The sequence below is a fragment of the Citrobacter sp. S39 genome (assembly GCF_009495675.1).
GTDB lineage: Bacteria > Pseudomonadota > Gammaproteobacteria > Enterobacterales > Enterobacteriaceae > Citrobacter > Citrobacter freundii.
In genome coordinates this window covers 3838498-3853437 of record NZ_CP045555.1, presented here as the reverse complement: position 1 = coordinate 3853437, position 14940 = coordinate 3838498, and the positions used below count along the sequence as shown (strand labels likewise).

Genomic DNA, 14940 nt, shown 5'->3' with positions numbered 1-14940 from the left:
GAACGAGGCGCATATTAGCGAGGGTGGTGAGGCTTGTCAAAGGGGTAAATACATTTGTGTGTTCGTTTGCTGACAAAATCAGCAAAGCGGCGATCTTTCCGTCTTTTTATGCTTTTGCCCCATTCTGGTGCGCGTCTACCTCTTCCAGGGCAGCCTGAATGAGATATTTAGGTGTGCAGAATGATCTTCCTTCGCTTTTACTCCTGACTTTGTGCGGCTTTAACCATAAAACACCGTTTTAGACGAAAGTGGCAAGTATCTTGCAATCCTGAATTCAATGACTGCCAGCACGGGTTCTGGTATTCCGACAGGAGGCAAAATGAACTTTAGACGACTGAAATATTTCGTGAAAATCGTCGATATTGGTAGCCTGACCCAGGCAGCGGAAGTATTGCACATTGCGCAACCCGCGCTGAGCCAGCAGGTCGCTACGCTGGAAGGTGAGCTTGATCAGCAATTGCTGATTCGTACCAAGCGTGGCGTCACGCCGACGGAAGCAGGAAAAGTGTTATATACCCACGCCCGGACGATTTTACGTCAGTGTGAACAGGCGCAACTTGCGGTTAATAACGTGGGACAGACCTTGACAGGCCAGGTCTCTATCGGCCTAGCGCCGGGGACAGCAGCGTCATCCATTACCATGCCGTTATTACAGACGCTACGTGCCGAACTGCCCGATGTGCAGGTTTATCTGCATGAAAATAGTGGGGCAGTGCTGAATGACAAGCTGCTCAGCGGGCAATTAGATATGGCAGTGCTCTATGAGCGTTCACCCGTGGCGGGCATCAGCAGTCAACCGTTGCTTAAAGAGGATCTATATCTGGTCGGCACGCGTGAGTGTCCGGGGCAAAGCGTCGATTTAGCCGCGGTGGCGCAGATGAATTTATTCTTGCCACGGGATTACAGCGCGGTTCGCCTGCGCGTGGATGAAGCTTTTTCGCTACGTCGCTTAACGGCTAAAGTGATTGGCGAAATTGAGTCTATCTCCACCCTGACGGCTGCCATTGCCAGTGGTATGGGCGTCACAGTGTTGCCCGAGTCGGCCGCCCGTTCATTATGCAATGCAGCGAACGGCTGGATGGCGCGCATCACAACCCCATCGATGAATCTGCCATTATCGTTGAACGTATCAGCCAGAGGGAGCTTGTCGCCCCAGGCGCAGGCAGTGAAGGAGATCCTGTTGTCGCTGGTTAGCCGTCCGGCGCTGGAAAATCGCGAATTGCAGCTGGTCAGCTAAACCTTATTCCCACGAGGAATAAGATGCAGGTTTTTATTATTTGTTATGCCGGGCATCAGACTTTAACAATAGCGTAATGTCTGATGTGCCCGGAGTGAAACGTGAATTTCCAGCAACTCAAAATAATCCGCGAGGCGGCCCGTCAGGATTACAACCTGACGGAGGTCGCGAATATACTGTACACCTCGCAGTCGGGCGTCAGCCGACACATTCGTGAACTTGAAGATGAACTTGGCATCGAAATTTTTATCCGTCGCGGTAAACGCCTGTTGGGCATGACTGAACCGGGTAAAGCCTTGCTGATCATTGCTGAGCGTATTCTGAATGAGGCCAGCAATGTTCGTCGACTGGCGGATCTGTTTACCAATGACACGTCCGGCGTTCTGACGATTGCCACCACGCATACCCAGGCATGCTATAGCTTGCCTGCGGTGATAAAAGCCTTTCGTGAGTTGTTCCCTGAGGTGCGTCTGGAACTTATTCAGGGCACACCACAGGAGATTGATGTCCTGCTACAAAATGGCGGGGCAGATATCGGAATTGCCAGTGAGCGGCTGAGCAGCGATCCATTGTTGGTGGCTTTTCCCTGGTTTCGTTGGCACCACAGCCTGCTTGTTCCTCAGGACCATCCATTAGTGAAGGCTTCTCCGCTAACGCTGGAGTCCATCGCTCACTGGCCGTTAATTACCTATCGTCAGGGGATTACAGGGCGTTCCCGCATCGATGAGGCGTTTGCTCGCAAGGGGCTGATACCTGATATTATTCTCAGTGCCCAGGACTCGGATGTGATTAAAACTTACGTGTCACTGGGATTGGGGATTGGGCTGGTGGCAGAGCAATCCAGCGGCGAGCAGGAAGAGGGGACGTTAACCCGTCTGGATACCCGGCATTTGTTTGATGCAAATACCGTTTGGCTAGGGCTTAAACGCGGACAACTGCAGCGCAACTACGTCTGGCGATTCATCGAGCTATGCAACGCAGGGTTATCCGTCGATGAAATTAAGCGTCAGGCGATGGAGCCAGATGAAGCGGTGATTGATTATCAGATTTAACAATAAAAGCCCGTGAGAAACGGGCTTCTCTCGTTGCCAGTATGGAAAAGCCTGGGTGTGAAATGAAGCGCTCTACCTGGCTAATGGGATCGCAGAAAAGCAAAAAGCCTGCTTAGTTTCCTGAGCAGGCTTCTTAAATATGGCTCCTCTGACTGGACTCGAACCAGTGACATACGGATTAACAGTCCGCCGTTCTACCGACTGAACTACAGAGGAATCGTTTGAACGAGGCGAATATTAGCGATGCCGCTCAGCGTTGTCAAAGCCTGAATGGATAAATGCGAACGTTTGCTGAAATATTCCTCATTTCGCCGATTATTCAGACGCAACCGGTTGTTTTATGCACTTTTCGCGTTCGGGGCGTGGGTATTTCCACAACCAGCGGCCTGTGACCATACGCCAGTAAAATAACGCGGCGCGCACGGCCCAGTCGAAGAACATACCTAACCAAACGCCGACAACTCCCCATCCTAATACGATACCCAGAGTGTAGCCCGCGACTACGCGGCAGCCCCACATGCCCAGCATCGATACCCACATAGCAAAACGTGCATCTCGCGCACCTTTAAAGCCCGCTGGTAACACCCAGGAGGCTGCCCATATCGGCATAAATGCTGCGTTGAGCCAAATCAGGATGACTATGACCTCTTTTACATCCTGATCGTGGGTATAAAATGAGGCCATCACCCCGGCGAAAGGTGCGGTTAGCCAGGCAATTGCCGTTAGCCCAATCGTCGACAGCCAGAACACATGCCGTAGCTGGATTTCAGCCTGGGCAATCTGGCCATTTCCCAGACGCCTGCCGGTAATGATTGTCGACGCGGAACCTAAAGCATTCCCCGGTAAATTGATAAGCGCGGCGATAGAAAATGCAATAAAGTTCCCGGCGATAACGCTGGTTCCCATGCCTGAAACAAACATCTGCGTCAAAAGTTTACCGCCATTGAACAGCACTGACTCGATACTTGCCGGAATGCCGATCCCCATGACCTCCCATATAATGGCGAGATTGAGTGGCTTAAAATAGCTTTTGAAGGGAATTCGCAGCGCGGGGTTAAAACCAATCATCAGTACCCAGATGATGGCAATCGCCCCGATGTAGCGCGAAATGGTCAGTCCCAGGCCTGCTCCCACAAATCCCAGACCTTGCCAGAAAAAGATTCCGTAAATCAGGATGCTACTGATGATGATATTCAGGATGTTCATACCGCCGTTAATCAACAACGGTATTTTAGTATTTCCGGCTCCACGTAGTGCGCCACTGCCGATCAGCGCAATGGCTGCCGCCGGGTAGCTGAGCACCGTCAGCTCCAGATAGGTAAGTGCCAAAGCTTTAACGTCTGGCGTTGCTTCACCTGCAACAACGTCAATAATCTGTTGACCAAAATAGTGAATGACCGCTGCCAGCACGGTAGCAAAAATTGTCATGATCACCAGCGATTGTCTGGCTGCGGCTCTGGCCCGTCGACGATCTCGTTTCCCGAGGCTAAATGCTACAACTACGGTGGTACCCAGATCGATGGCGGCGAAAAATGCCATGATGACCATATTAAAACTGTCGGCGAGTCCGACACCGGCCATTGCTTCTTTTCCCAACCAGCTTACCAGGAAAGTACTGAGAACACCCATCAATAGCACACAGGTGTTTTCCAGGAAAATGGGGACAGCCAGCGGAGTGATTTCGCGCCAAAAGAGAACCTTATAACTCTTGCGTTTGGCATACCAGGGCGTGCGGGAAGCGACCTGGCGTAAGGCAGCGGAGACGTTCAAAGTGGACCTTAACGAAGAAAGTTGAAACCTCATTTCAAATGATGAGGGAGAATCAAAAAAGCTGCAAAGTTTTTTCTATTTAAAATGTCTGTAAATGCAACAAACTGTCGAGAGAAGCATCAATTGATTCGCATTCGAAGAAATGAGGTTTGACAAAAATTTTTTCGCCGCTAAGATAAGCCTCCACAACGATTCCTCTGTAGTTCAGTCGGTAGAACGGCGGACTGTTAATCCGTATGTCACTGGTTCGAGTCCAGTCAGAGGAGCCATATTTAAGAAGCCTGCTCAGGAAACTAAGCAGGCTTTTTGCTTTTTGTTTCAAGTCTGGTCGCGCGAAGCGACACCGGGTTCTTAAGCCGGGAAATCCCCATGCTGACGCGCAACCAACGTCAGAATGGAATACAGCGCCACCGCCTGCTGGTGCTGATTGAAAATCTCCACCGCCCATTCCACCACGCCAGTCGCTTTTTCTTCGGCATTGCGCTGAAGTTTCACCGTTTTGCGTTTGCAGGTTAAACGCACCTGGATAGTGTCGCCCGGCTTAACCGGCTCGATAAAGCGCAGATTTTCCATACCGTAGTTGGCGATAACCGGGCCAACGCCCGCGTCTACAAATAGACCGGCAGCGGCGGAAATCAGGAAATAGCCGTGCACCACGCGTTCGCCGAAAATAGACTCGGCCGCTGCAATTTTGTCCATATGAGCGTAGAAGTGATCGCCGCTCAAACAGGCAAAATTGACGATATCCGCTTCAGTCAGCGTGCGGCGCGGAGTCAGCAGGCTATCGCCCGGTTGGATCTCTTCGAAATATTTGCGGAACGGGTGAATGCGATCTTCCGTAACCTGCGCGCCGCGTACCCACTGCTGGCTAACGGCGGCCAGCATGGTTGGACTGCCCTGAATGGCAGTGCGTTGCATGTAGTGTTTCACCGCACGCAGACCGCCCAGCTCTTCACCGCCGCCTGCACGTCCAGGCCCACCGTGGACCAGCTGTGGCAGTGGAGAGCCGTGGCCGGTCGATTCCGCCGAGGATTCTTCGTTCAGCACCTGAATACGCCCGTGGGCGCGGGCTGCACCGAGGATAAACTCTCGCGCCAGTTCGCCGCTCGCCGTCACCAGCGTTCCTGCCAGACTGCCTTCACCAGCGCGCGCCAGCGTCATGGCATGCTCGGTATTCTGATACGGCATCAGCGTGGCGACCGGACCAAAGGCTTCAATTGCATGTACCGCGGTAATTTCATCCGGCTGCGGACAAAACAGCAGCGTTGGCGGGAAGAAAGCTCCAGCGGTGCTCAGATCTGCCTTTCCGCCCAGCAGTACCTCACATCCGGCTTCAACCAGACGATTCACATTATCCTGCACGTCCTGACGCTGATCGTTATTCACCAGCGACCCCATCTTCACGCCTTCCTGCGCCGGATCGCCCACTACCACCTTTTGCAGGCGGGCAATCAGCGCTTCACTGACGGCTTTCACCTGCGCCTGCGGCACGATAATGCGGCGGATAGCGGTACATTTCTGCCCGGCTTTGGTCGTCATCTCGCGCACAACTTCACGTACAAACAGTGCAAACTCAGGCTGTTCTGGGGTGACGTCCTCACCCAGCACGCAGCAGTTGAGTGAATCCGCTTCCATGGTGAAGGGCACAGATTTCTCCACCAGATTCGGATGCACGCGCAATTGCTGTCCGGTATGCGCAGAGCCGGTAAAGGTCACTACGTCCTGGCTATCCAGATTATCCAGCAGATCGCCCGCGCCGCCGCAGATCAGGCTTATTGCGCCGTCCGGCACCAGCCCGCTGTCGACAATGGCTTTGACCATCGCCTGCGTCAGCTGCGCGGTGGCGGTCGCCGGTTTAACGATCGCGGGCATGCCGGCAAGCCAGGTCGGCGCCAGCTTTTCTAACATCCCCCAGCAGGGGAAGTTAAAGGCGTTGATATGTACCGCAACGCCGGATTTTGACGTCAGCACATGGCGCGCGGCAAAACCGCCCTGTTTGGACAACGGAATCAGCTCATCTTCCGGCCACAGCACATCATCCGGCAGCTCACGCCCGCCGAGGCTGGCATAGGTGAAAAGCGTGCCGATGCCGCCTTCGATATCGACCCAGCTGTCACCGCGTGTTGCTCCGGTTTGCGCGGATATGGCATAGAAATCGGCTTTCAGTTCCATTAAATGCTTCGCCACCGCTTTTAGCATCGCGCTGCGCTGAATAAAGCTCATTGCCTGTAACGCTTTGCCGCCGTGCTCGATGGCGAAGCGGCGCGCCTGCGCCATATCCAGTCCTTCGCTTGTCACTTCCCAAAGCGGTTCGCCGCTGATGGCGTGGTGGATAGTACGGGTGCGGCCTCGGCCGGTCTGCCAGGCGCCGGATAAATAGCTGGCTAACTGCTGCATCGTTAATCTCCAGATGTGTTCCGTAATCTCTCTATAAATAGTTATTTTGTGAATCATAAAATGCAAGCGTGATTTTAATAATTTATTAACAATGCGATCGCGAACACTTTATCTAAATTGATTATGATTCTGTTTTTACTCAATAAACTAAAAGGCTTTGCGTAGCGTGTCACAAAATCCACAAACAAAATTTGTGGTTTTATTTAACCAGGATGTAACTTTTACAAAACAAAATGATTCACAAAAAATTAATTTCTTGATTTATCGGAATCATAAGGTGATGACGTGACAGAAGAACAACGCTTTGACCAGCGCATCGCGCAGGAAACGGCCATCGAGCCGCAGGACTGGATGCCGGACGCATACCGTAAGACGCTGATCCGCCAGATTGGCCAGCATGCGCACTCGGAAATCGTCGGCATGCTGCCAGAAGGCAACTGGATAACCCGCGCACCCACGCTGCGGCGTAAGGCCATTCTGCTGGCAAAAGTACAGGACGAGGCCGGACACGGCCTGTACCTCTATAGCGCGGCGGAAACACTGGGCTGCGCGCGTGAGGATCTGTACCAGAAGATGCTCGACGGGCAGATGAAATACTCCTCCATCTTCAACTACCCAACCCTGAGCTGGGCGGATATTGGCGTGATCGGCTGGCTGGTCGATGGCGCGGCGATCGTCAACCAGGTGGCACTGTGTCGTACCTCCTACGGCCCGTATGCCAGGGCGATGGTCAAAATCTGCAAAGAAGAAAGCTTCCACCAGCGTCAGGGCTTTGAAGCCTGTATGGCGCTGGCGGCGGGCAGCGAAGAACAGCGGCAGATGCTCCAGGATGCGATCAACCGTTTCTGGTGGCCCGCGCTGATGATGTTCGGGCCGAGCGACGACAACTCGCCGAACAGCGCCCGCAGTATGGCGTGGAAAATCAAACTGCATTCCAACGACGAACTGCGCCAGCGCTTTGTGGATAACACCGTTCCGCAGGTTGAAATTCTCGGCATGACCGTGCCGGATGCCGATCTGCAGCTTGATGAAGCGACGGGGAAATACCGATTCGGCGAGATCGACTGGCAGGAATTTAATGAGGTCATCAACGGTCGTGGTGTCTGCAATCACGAACGTTTGGGCGCCAAGCGTAAGGCCTGGGAAGAGGGGGCATGGGTGCGCGAAGCTGCGCTGGCGCATGCCCAAAAACAACAGGCCCGCGATGCGGCGTAAGGAGAGAACCATGAGCAAAACATACTGGCCGTTATACGAAGTGTTTGTCCGCAGCAAGCAGGGTCTGTCGCATCGTCACGTGGGCAGCCTGCACGCCGCCGATGACCAGATGGCGCTGGAGAACGCCCGCGATGCGTACACCCGCCGCAGCGAAGGCTGCTCCATTTGGGTCGTGAAGGCGAGTGAAATTGTTGCCTCGCAGCCGGAGGATCGCGGTGAATTCTTCGACCCGGCAGAAAGCAAAGTCTACCGCCACCCGACGTTCTACACCGTGCCGGACGGCATGGAACATATGTGAGGCAACGATGACGACTCTCAATCCCGTTGCAACCTATGCCCTGCGTCTGGGCGATAACGGCCTGATCCTGGCACAGCGTTTAGGCGCATGGTGCGGCCACGCACCGGAGCTGGAAATCGACCTGGCGCTGGCCAATATCGGTCTCGATCTGTTGGGACAGGCGCGCAATTTTCTCAGCTACGCCGCCGAACTGAACGGTAACGGCGACGAAGACACGCTGGCCTTCGGCCGCGATGAACGCCAGTTCAGCAATCTGCTGCTGGTTGAACAGCCGAACGGCAACTTTGCCGACACCATTGCCCGCCAGTTCTTTATCGACGTCTGGCACATGGCGCTGTTCAGCCGTCTGGTCTATAGCCGCGACGCGCAGCTCGCCGCCATTGCGGCCAAAGGGTTGAAAGAGGTGCGTTATCACCAGCGCTTCAGCCGCGGCTGGCTGGAACGTCTGGGCAACGGTACCGACTACTCCGCGCAACTGATGCAGCAGGCGGTCAACAGCCTGTGGCGCTATACCGGTGAACTGTTCGTTGCCGATGCGCTGGAAATTGACCTGAGCGAGCAGGGGATCGCCGTCGATCCGCGCACGCTCCAGGCGGAATGGCAGGCAACGGTTCACACCGCGCTGCTCGATTCCGGCCTGCAAATTCCCCAGGAGGCGGCGTTCCGCAGCGGCGGTAAGCAGGGGCTACACAGCGAACATCTCGGCCCGATGCTGGCAGAGATGCAGTATTTACAGCGGTCGTATCCCGGCCAGCAGTGGTAGCAGGAGGTGGCTATGCAACGTCTCGCCGCAATCGCACCCCCGGAGGTTCGTACCGTCTGGGGATTGTTAAGCGCCATTCCAGACCCGGAAGTGCCAGTGCTGACCATTACCGATTTGGGGATGGTACGCCGGGTTGAACGCCTCGGCGACGGCTGGGTGATTGGCTTTACGCCAACCTACTCGGGCTGCCCGGCTACCGAGCACCTGTTGGGTGAGATTCGTACGGTGATGACCACGCATGGCTACACGCCGGTACATATTGTGCTACAGCTCGACCCGCCGTGGACCACCGACTGGATGAGCCCTGATGCCCGCGAGCGTTTGCGCCAGTATGGTATCAGCCCGCCGCATGCCCATGCCTGCCACGCCGGCGAGATGCCAAAGGATGTGGTCTGCCCACGCTGCGGCAGCACCCACAGCTCACTGATTAGTGAATTCGGTTCCACGGCCTGTAAAGCGCTGTATCGCTGCGATAGCTGCCGTGAACCCTTTGATTACTTTAAATGTATTTGAGGCTGCGATGACAACATTTCATTCGCTTACCGTGGCAAACGTTGAGCCGGAAACCCGTGATTCGGTCACCATTACCTTTGCCATTCCCGACGCGCTGCGTAGCGTGTACGCCTTCTGTCCGGGCCAGCACCTGACGCTGAAAACCCGCCTGGGCGGGGAAGAGTTACGCCGCTGCTACTCCATTTGCCGCAGCCGTTCGCCGTCAGAAATCAGCGTGGCGGTCAAAGCCATCGACGGCGGCCGTTTCTCCCGCTATGCCCAGAGCGATATTCAGCAGGGTATGGAATTTGAGGTGATGGTGCCGCAGGGGCACTTTGGCTACCAGCCGCAGGCCGAGCGTGAAGCGGAATATCTGGCGATTGCCGCCGGTTCCGGCATTACGCCGATGATGGCGATTATTGAAGCGACGCTGGCGACCGAACCGGCCAGTCAGTTCACCCTGATTTACGGCAACCGCAGCAGCCACAGCATGATGTTCCGTCAGGCGCTGGCCGACCTGAAAGACCGCTACCCGCAGCGTTTGCAGGTGGTGCATCTGTTCAGCCAGGAGTCGATGGACAGCGACCTGCTGCAAGGGCGCATTGACGGCGACAAGCTGCATGCGCTGGGCAAAACGCTGCTTGATTTCAGCCGTTTTGATGATGCGTTTATCTGCGGCCCGTCGGCGATGATGGACGAAGCCGAAGTGGCGCTGCGTGAACTGGGCGTGCCGGAAAAATCTATTCACCTTGAGCGCTTCAATACGCCGGGCACCAGCGTGAAACGCGCCACCGGCGTGCAGGCTGAAGGCCGCACGGTGACTATTCGCCAGGACGGCCGCGATCGCCTGATTTCGCTGAACGCCGAAGATGACAGCATTCTTGATGCGGCGCTGCGTCAGGGCGCAGACCTGCCGTTTGCCTGTAAAGGCGGCGTCTGTGCCACCTGTAAATGCAAAGTGGTGCAGGGCGAAGTGGCAATGGCCGCCAACTATAGCCTGGAAGCCGATGAAGTGGCGGCGGGCTATGTGCTGAGCTGCCAGGCGCTGCCCAAAAGCGCGGATGTGGTGGTCGACTTTGACGCGCGGGGGACGGCATGAGCGAACTGCTATTGACCCGTCATGACCGCGTGCTGCAACTGACCCTGAACCGTCCGCAGGCGCGTAATGCGTTAAACAACGCGCTGCTGACGCAGATAGCCGACGCGCTGGAAAGTGCGGCTGCAGATGCCTGCGTGAGCGTGTGCGTGATTAGCGGCAACCCGCGCTATTTCGCGGCCGGTGCCGATCTCAACGAGATGGCGGAAAAAGACCTGCCCGCCACCTTCGACGATATTCGTCCGCGTCTATGGGCGCGCATCGATGCCTTCAACAAGCCGCTGATTGCGGTGGTGAACGGCTACGCGCTGGGGGCGGGCTGCGAGCTGGCGCTGCTGTGTGACCTGGTGATCGCCGGGGATAACGCCCGCTTCGGCCTGCCGGAAATTACCCTCGGCACCATGCCGGGGGCGGGTGGTACGCAGCGGCTTATCCGCAGCGTTGGTAAAGCGCTGGCGAGCCGGATGGTGCTGAGCGGCGAAAGCATTGACGCCGAACGCGCACAGCAGGCTGGGCTGGTGAGCGACATTCACCCGGCGAACCTCTCTGATGAATATGCCTTGAAGCTGGCTGCAAACATCGCTCGCCACTCGCCGCTGGCGCTGCGGGCGGCGAAACAGTCGCTGCGTCTGGCGCATGAAGTGGGCTTACAGGCCGGTCTGGTGCAGGAACGTCAGTTATTTACGCTGCTGAGCGGTACCGAAGATCGTCGTGAAGGCGTGAGCGCCTTTTTAGAAAAACGTACCCCGGAATTTAAAGGACGCTAATCGTGGACGCATTCATTCTCAGCGAAGTGGAACAGGGTGTAATGACCCTCACCCTGAACCGCCCAGACCGACTCAACAGCTTTAATGACGTGATGCACCAGCAGCTCGCCAACTGCCTGAAACAGGCCGAGCGCGACGACACCATTCGCTGCCTGCTGATTACCGGTGCCGGGCGCGGTTTTTGCGCCGGACAGGATCTGAACGACCGTAACGTTGACCCGAGTGGCCCTGCGCCGGATCTGGGCATGTCGGTGGAACGCTTTTACAACCCGCTGGTGCGCCGTTTAGCCGCGCTGCCGAAGCCGGTTATCTGCGCCGTTAACGGCGTGGCCGCCGGGGCGGGTGCAACGTTAGCGCTGGGCTGCGATATCGTGCTGGCCGCGCGTTCGGCGAAGTTTGTGATGGCCTTCAGCAAGCTTGGCCTGGTGCCGGACTGCGGCGGTAGTTGGCTGCTGCCGCGCGTTGCCGGTCGCGCTCGCGCCGTCGGCCTGCTGATGCTCGGCGATAACCTCAGCGCCGAACAGGCTGCGCAGTGGGGGATGATCTGGCAGGTGGTGGACGACGCTGAACTGAAAGACACTGCGTTAGCCATGGCGCGTCATTTTGCTACGCAGCCGACCTATGGGCTGGGGTTAATTAAGAAAGCTTTGCAGCTTTCCGAAACCAATACGCTGGATCAGCAGCTTGAGCTTGAGCGCGACTACCAGCGCATGGCCGGTCGCAGCGACGACTATCGCGAAGGCGTCAGCGCCTTCCTCGCCAAACGTCAGCCACAGTTCAGCGGGAAATAAGCCATGAGCCAGACTCTTCACACCGTCGCCGTGATTGGCGGCGGCACCATGGGGGCCGGGATCGTCGAAGTGGCGGCCAGTGCCGGACACGCGGTGCGGCTGTATGACATTTCGTCTGAGGCGATTACCCGCGCTATCGACGGCATTGCCGAGCGCCTCAACGCCCGCGTTAGCCGCGGCAAAGTCAGCGCCGAGCAGGCGCAGGCGCTGCTGGCACGCATTACGCCAGCAACCGAATTAACACAGCTAGCCGATGCGCAGTTAGTAATTGAAGCCGCTTCGGAACGCCTGGAGATTAAACAGGCGCTGTTCAGCCAACTGGCGGAAATCTGTTCGCCGTCAACGCTGCTGACCAGCAATACCTCGTCGATTTCCATTACCGCAATTGCGGCGGGAGTGAAGCATCCGGAACGGGTGGCGGGGCTGCACTTCTTTAATCCGGCGCCAGTGATGAAGCTGGTCGAGGTCGTCAGCGGCCTTGCCACCTCCACGGAAGTGGTTGAGCAGCTTTGCCAGTGCGTCAGCGCCTGGGGCAAACAGCCGGTGCGCTGCCGCTCCACGCCGGGCTTTATCGTCAACCGCGTGGCGCGCCCGTATTACGCCGAAGCCTGGCGGGCGCTGGAGGAACAGGTCGCCGCGCCGGAAGTGATTGACGCGGCGCTGCGCGACGGCGGCGGTTTCCCGATGGGGCCGCTGGCGCTGACCGATCTGATCGGTCAGGACGTCAACTTTGCCGTTACCTGTTCGGTATTTAACGCCTTCTGGCAGGATCGCCGCTTTCTGCCGTCTTTGCTGCAACAGGAGCTCGCTCTGGCGGGGCGTCTGGGCAAGAAGAGTGGACACGGTGTCTATCGCTGGCCTGTTGAAGTATCGCCTGATCTGGCTGTTGCAGCGGTACAGCCTGAAAATGCAGCAAAAAACATTAAACGTGACGTTGTCACTGAACTGGATGATGTGCTGCTTCTTGAAACCACTGGTGAAACCGCGCTGGCTTTAAGCGTGCAGCATCAGCGCCCGGTAGTGGTTTATGACCATGCGGCGGGCGACACGGTCGTACTGGCGAGCGCTCAAACCAATCCACAGTCGGCAACCGACAAAGCGGTGTACTACTTCCAGCAGCAGGGCAAAAAAGTGCTGCGTATTGCCGACTATCCAGGGCTTTTGGTATGGCGCACGGTAGCGATGCTGGCGAACGAAGCGCTGGATGCGGTGCAAAAAGGCGTTGCTAACGCGGATGATATCGATACCGCCATGCGGCTGGGTGTCAACTACCCGCGTGGGCCGCTGGCCTGGGGCGAATCGCTTGGCTGGGGGCGCGTGCTGCGCCTGCTGGAAAACCTACAACAGCACTACGGCGAAGAACGCTACCGCCCGAGTGCGCTGCTGCGCCAGAAAGCGCTGATGGAGATGCGTCATGAGTAACCAGGCCTGGCGCAACGCCCGCGCCATGTACGAGAAAGATACCTGCGCCCGCGCGCTGGGCATCGAGATTATCGAAATGGATGAAGGCTATGCGCAGATGACGATGGCGGTGCTGCCATCGATGCTCAACGGCCACCAGACCTGTCACGGCGGGCAGCTGTTTTCGCTCGCGGACACCGCCTTTGCCTACGCCTGTAACAGCCAGGGGCTGGCGGCGGTGGCGGCGGCGGCGAGCATCGATTTCCTGCGCCCGGCCTTCACTGGCGATCTGCTGACCGCCACCGCGCGGGTGAAACAGCAGGGCAAGCTGACCGGCGTTTACGACATTGAGATTGTTAATCAACAGCAAAAAACCGTTGCCCTGTTTCGCGGAAAATCGCACCGCATCGGCGGCACAATCACAGGAGAAGCCTAATGCGTGACGCCTTTATTTGTGACGGAATTCGTACCCCGATTGGCCGCTACGGCGGCGCGCTGGCGGGGGTTCGCGCTGACGATCTGGCGGCGATCCCGCTGCGTGAATTGCTCCGTCGCAACCCGCGCCTGGATGCCAGCGCCATCGACGATGTGATTTTCGGCTGCGCCAACCAGGCCGGTGAAGACAACCGTAACGTGGCGCATATGGCAACGTTGCTGGCGGGTTATCCGCACAGCGTGGCGGGCACCACCATCAACCGTCTGTGCGGTTCCGGGCTGGACGCCATCGGCTTTGCCGCACGAGCCATTAAGGCGGGCGATGCGGATCTGTTGATTGCCGGCGGCGTCGAGTCGATGTCTCGCGCGCCGTTCGTCATGGGCAAGGCCACCGCGCCGTTCCAGCGTCAGGCGGAAATGTTCGATACCACCATCGGCTGGCGTTTTGTGAACCCGCTCATGCAGCAACAATTTGGTACTGACAGCATGCCGGAAACGGCGGAGAATGTAGCTGAATTGTTAAATATAAGCCGTGAAGATCAGGACGCCTTCGCCTACCGCAGCCAGCAGCGCACGTCAAAAGCGCAGCGTGACGGCATTCTGGCGCAGGAAATCGTACCGGTACAGATTATTGGTAAGAAGGGCGCGGTCAGCGCGGTGCGCGACGATGAGCACCCGCGTGCGGAAACCACAATGGAACAGCTTGCTCAGTTGAAAACCCCGTTCCGCAAGGGCGGCGTGGTGACGGCAGGCAACGCCTCGGGCGTGAACGACGGCGCGGCGGCGATGATTATCGCCAGTGAACAGCAGGTAAAAGAACAGGGACTGACGCCGCGGGCGCGCATCGTGGCGATGGCGACGGCGGGCGTTGAGCCGAAGTACATGGGGCTTGGGCCGGTTCCGGCGGTGCGTAAAGTGCTGGAGCGCGCCGGGCTGAATATTAACGATATGGATGTAATTGAGCTGAATGAAGCCTTTGCCGCCCAGGCGTTGGGCGTGATGAGACAGCTTGGACTGGCAGATGATGCAGAACACGTAAATCCCAATGGGGGGGCTATCGCTTTAGGTCACCCGCTGGGGATGAGCGGTGTGCGGTTAGCGCTGGCCGCGACGCTGGAGCTGGAACGACGCAATGGACGCTATGCGCTGTGTACGATGTGTATTGGCGTGGGTCAGGGCATTGCCATGATCCTTGAGCGAGTGTGAGCTAATTGACCTGCGAGTAC

The 14940-nt window shown here is 57.1% G+C and carries 15 protein-coding genes and 2 tRNA genes; 13 read left to right on the top strand and 4 right to left on the bottom strand.

Annotated elements, in window-relative coordinates; genetic code table 11:
• The first annotated feature begins 319 nt into the window (after positions 1–319).
• Both nac and cbl read left to right on the top strand, forming a co-directional pair.
• The gene (nac, locus tag GFB57_RS18445) at positions 320–1237 is read left to right on the top strand and encodes a nitrogen assimilation transcriptional regulator NAC (RefSeq protein WP_003030855.1); all 918 of its coding nucleotides are present in this window, start codon (positions 320–322) and stop codon (positions 1235–1237) included.
• A 101-nt stretch (positions 1238–1338) separates the two neighbouring features.
• On the top strand, positions 1339–2289 hold the full coding sequence (gene cbl, locus GFB57_RS18440) for an HTH-type transcriptional regulator Cbl (protein ID WP_008320362.1): 951 nt from the start codon (positions 1339–1341) through the stop codon (positions 2287–2289).
• A gap of 140 nt (positions 2290–2429) precedes the next feature.
• Here cbl and GFB57_RS18435 read toward each other — a convergent pair.
• From GFB57_RS18435 to GFB57_RS25865, 3 genes are all read right to left on the bottom strand, one after another.
• Positions 2430–2505, bottom strand: a tRNA-Asn gene (locus GFB57_RS18435).
• 99 nt (positions 2506–2604) lie between these two features.
• The gene (locus GFB57_RS18430; RefSeq protein ID WP_003030849.1) at positions 2605–4092 is read right to left on the bottom strand and encodes an EmmdR/YeeO family multidrug/toxin efflux MATE transporter; all 1488 of its coding nucleotides are present in this window, start codon (positions 4090–4092) and stop codon (positions 2605–2607) included.
• A gap of 46 nt (positions 4093–4138) precedes the next feature.
• Positions 4139–4246 (bottom strand): DUF5951 family protein, encoded by a 108-nt coding sequence (locus GFB57_RS25865; RefSeq protein ID WP_219339467.1) that lies wholly within the window; start codon positions 4244–4246, stop codon positions 4139–4141.
• 6 nt (positions 4247–4252) lie between these two features.
• Here GFB57_RS25865 and GFB57_RS18425 point away from each other — a divergent pair.
• A tRNA-Asn gene (locus tag GFB57_RS18425) sits at positions 4253–4328 on the top strand.
• 82 nt (positions 4329–4410) lie between these two features.
• Here GFB57_RS18425 and paaZ read toward each other — a convergent pair.
• Positions 4411–6456 (bottom strand): phenylacetic acid degradation bifunctional protein PaaZ, encoded by a 2046-nt coding sequence (gene paaZ, locus GFB57_RS18420; RefSeq protein WP_003030847.1) that lies wholly within the window; start codon positions 6454–6456, stop codon positions 4411–4413.
• 285 nt (positions 6457–6741) lie between these two features.
• Between paaZ and paaA the strand changes: the two genes are divergently transcribed.
• From paaA to pcaF, 10 genes are read left to right on the top strand one after another with little or no spacing between them, the layout of a single operon-like run.
• The gene (gene paaA / locus GFB57_RS18415; protein WP_003030845.1) at positions 6742–7671 is read left to right on the top strand and encodes a 1,2-phenylacetyl-CoA epoxidase subunit PaaA; all 930 of its coding nucleotides are present in this window, start codon (positions 6742–6744) and stop codon (positions 7669–7671) included.
• Between the two features lie 10 nt (positions 7672–7681).
• A complete protein-coding gene (gene paaB / locus GFB57_RS18410) occupies positions 7682–7969 on the top strand; it encodes a 1,2-phenylacetyl-CoA epoxidase subunit PaaB (RefSeq protein WP_003030843.1) in 288 nt (95 codons plus the stop codon).
• Between the two features lie 7 nt (positions 7970–7976).
• Positions 7977–8732 carry a 1,2-phenylacetyl-CoA epoxidase subunit PaaC gene (paaC, locus tag GFB57_RS18405; RefSeq protein ID WP_003030842.1) on the top strand — a complete coding sequence of 252 codons (756 nt, stop codon included), beginning with the start codon at positions 7977–7979 and terminating at the stop codon, positions 8730–8732.
• A gap of 12 nt (positions 8733–8744) precedes the next feature.
• A complete protein-coding gene (gene paaD, locus GFB57_RS18400) occupies positions 8745–9245 on the top strand; it encodes a 1,2-phenylacetyl-CoA epoxidase subunit PaaD (RefSeq protein WP_003030841.1) in 501 nt (166 codons plus the stop codon).
• 7 nt (positions 9246–9252) lie between these two features.
• Positions 9253–10323, top strand: a complete 1071-nt coding sequence (gene paaE, locus GFB57_RS18395; RefSeq protein ID WP_003030840.1) for a 1,2-phenylacetyl-CoA epoxidase subunit PaaE — start codon at positions 9253–9255, stop codon at positions 10321–10323.
• Entirely contained in the window at positions 10320–11087 is a 768-nt protein-coding gene (gene paaF / locus GFB57_RS18390) for a 2,3-dehydroadipyl-CoA hydratase PaaF (protein WP_003030839.1), read from the top strand. Before paaE ends, paaF begins: the two co-directional genes overlap by 4 nt.
• Before the next feature lie 2 nt (positions 11088–11089).
• Complete coding sequence (gene paaG, locus GFB57_RS18385) at positions 11090–11878, top strand: 2-(1,2-epoxy-1,2-dihydrophenyl)acetyl-CoA isomerase PaaG (RefSeq protein ID WP_003030838.1); 789 nt, start codon at positions 11090–11092, stop codon at positions 11876–11878.
• A 3-nt stretch (positions 11879–11881) separates the two neighbouring features.
• Complete coding sequence (locus GFB57_RS18380; RefSeq protein ID WP_003030837.1) at positions 11882–13300, top strand: 3-hydroxyacyl-CoA dehydrogenase; 1419 nt, start codon at positions 11882–11884, stop codon at positions 13298–13300.
• Positions 13293–13715, top strand: a complete 423-nt coding sequence (gene paaI / locus GFB57_RS18375) for a hydroxyphenylacetyl-CoA thioesterase PaaI (RefSeq protein ID WP_003030836.1) — start codon at positions 13293–13295, stop codon at positions 13713–13715. Before GFB57_RS18380 ends, paaI begins: the two co-directional genes overlap by 8 nt.
• Positions 13715–14920, top strand: a complete 1206-nt coding sequence (gene pcaF / locus GFB57_RS18370) for a 3-oxoadipyl-CoA thiolase (RefSeq protein WP_003030835.1) — start codon at positions 13715–13717, stop codon at positions 14918–14920. Before paaI ends, pcaF begins: the two co-directional genes overlap by 1 nt.
• Positions 14921–14940 lie beyond the last annotated feature (20 nt).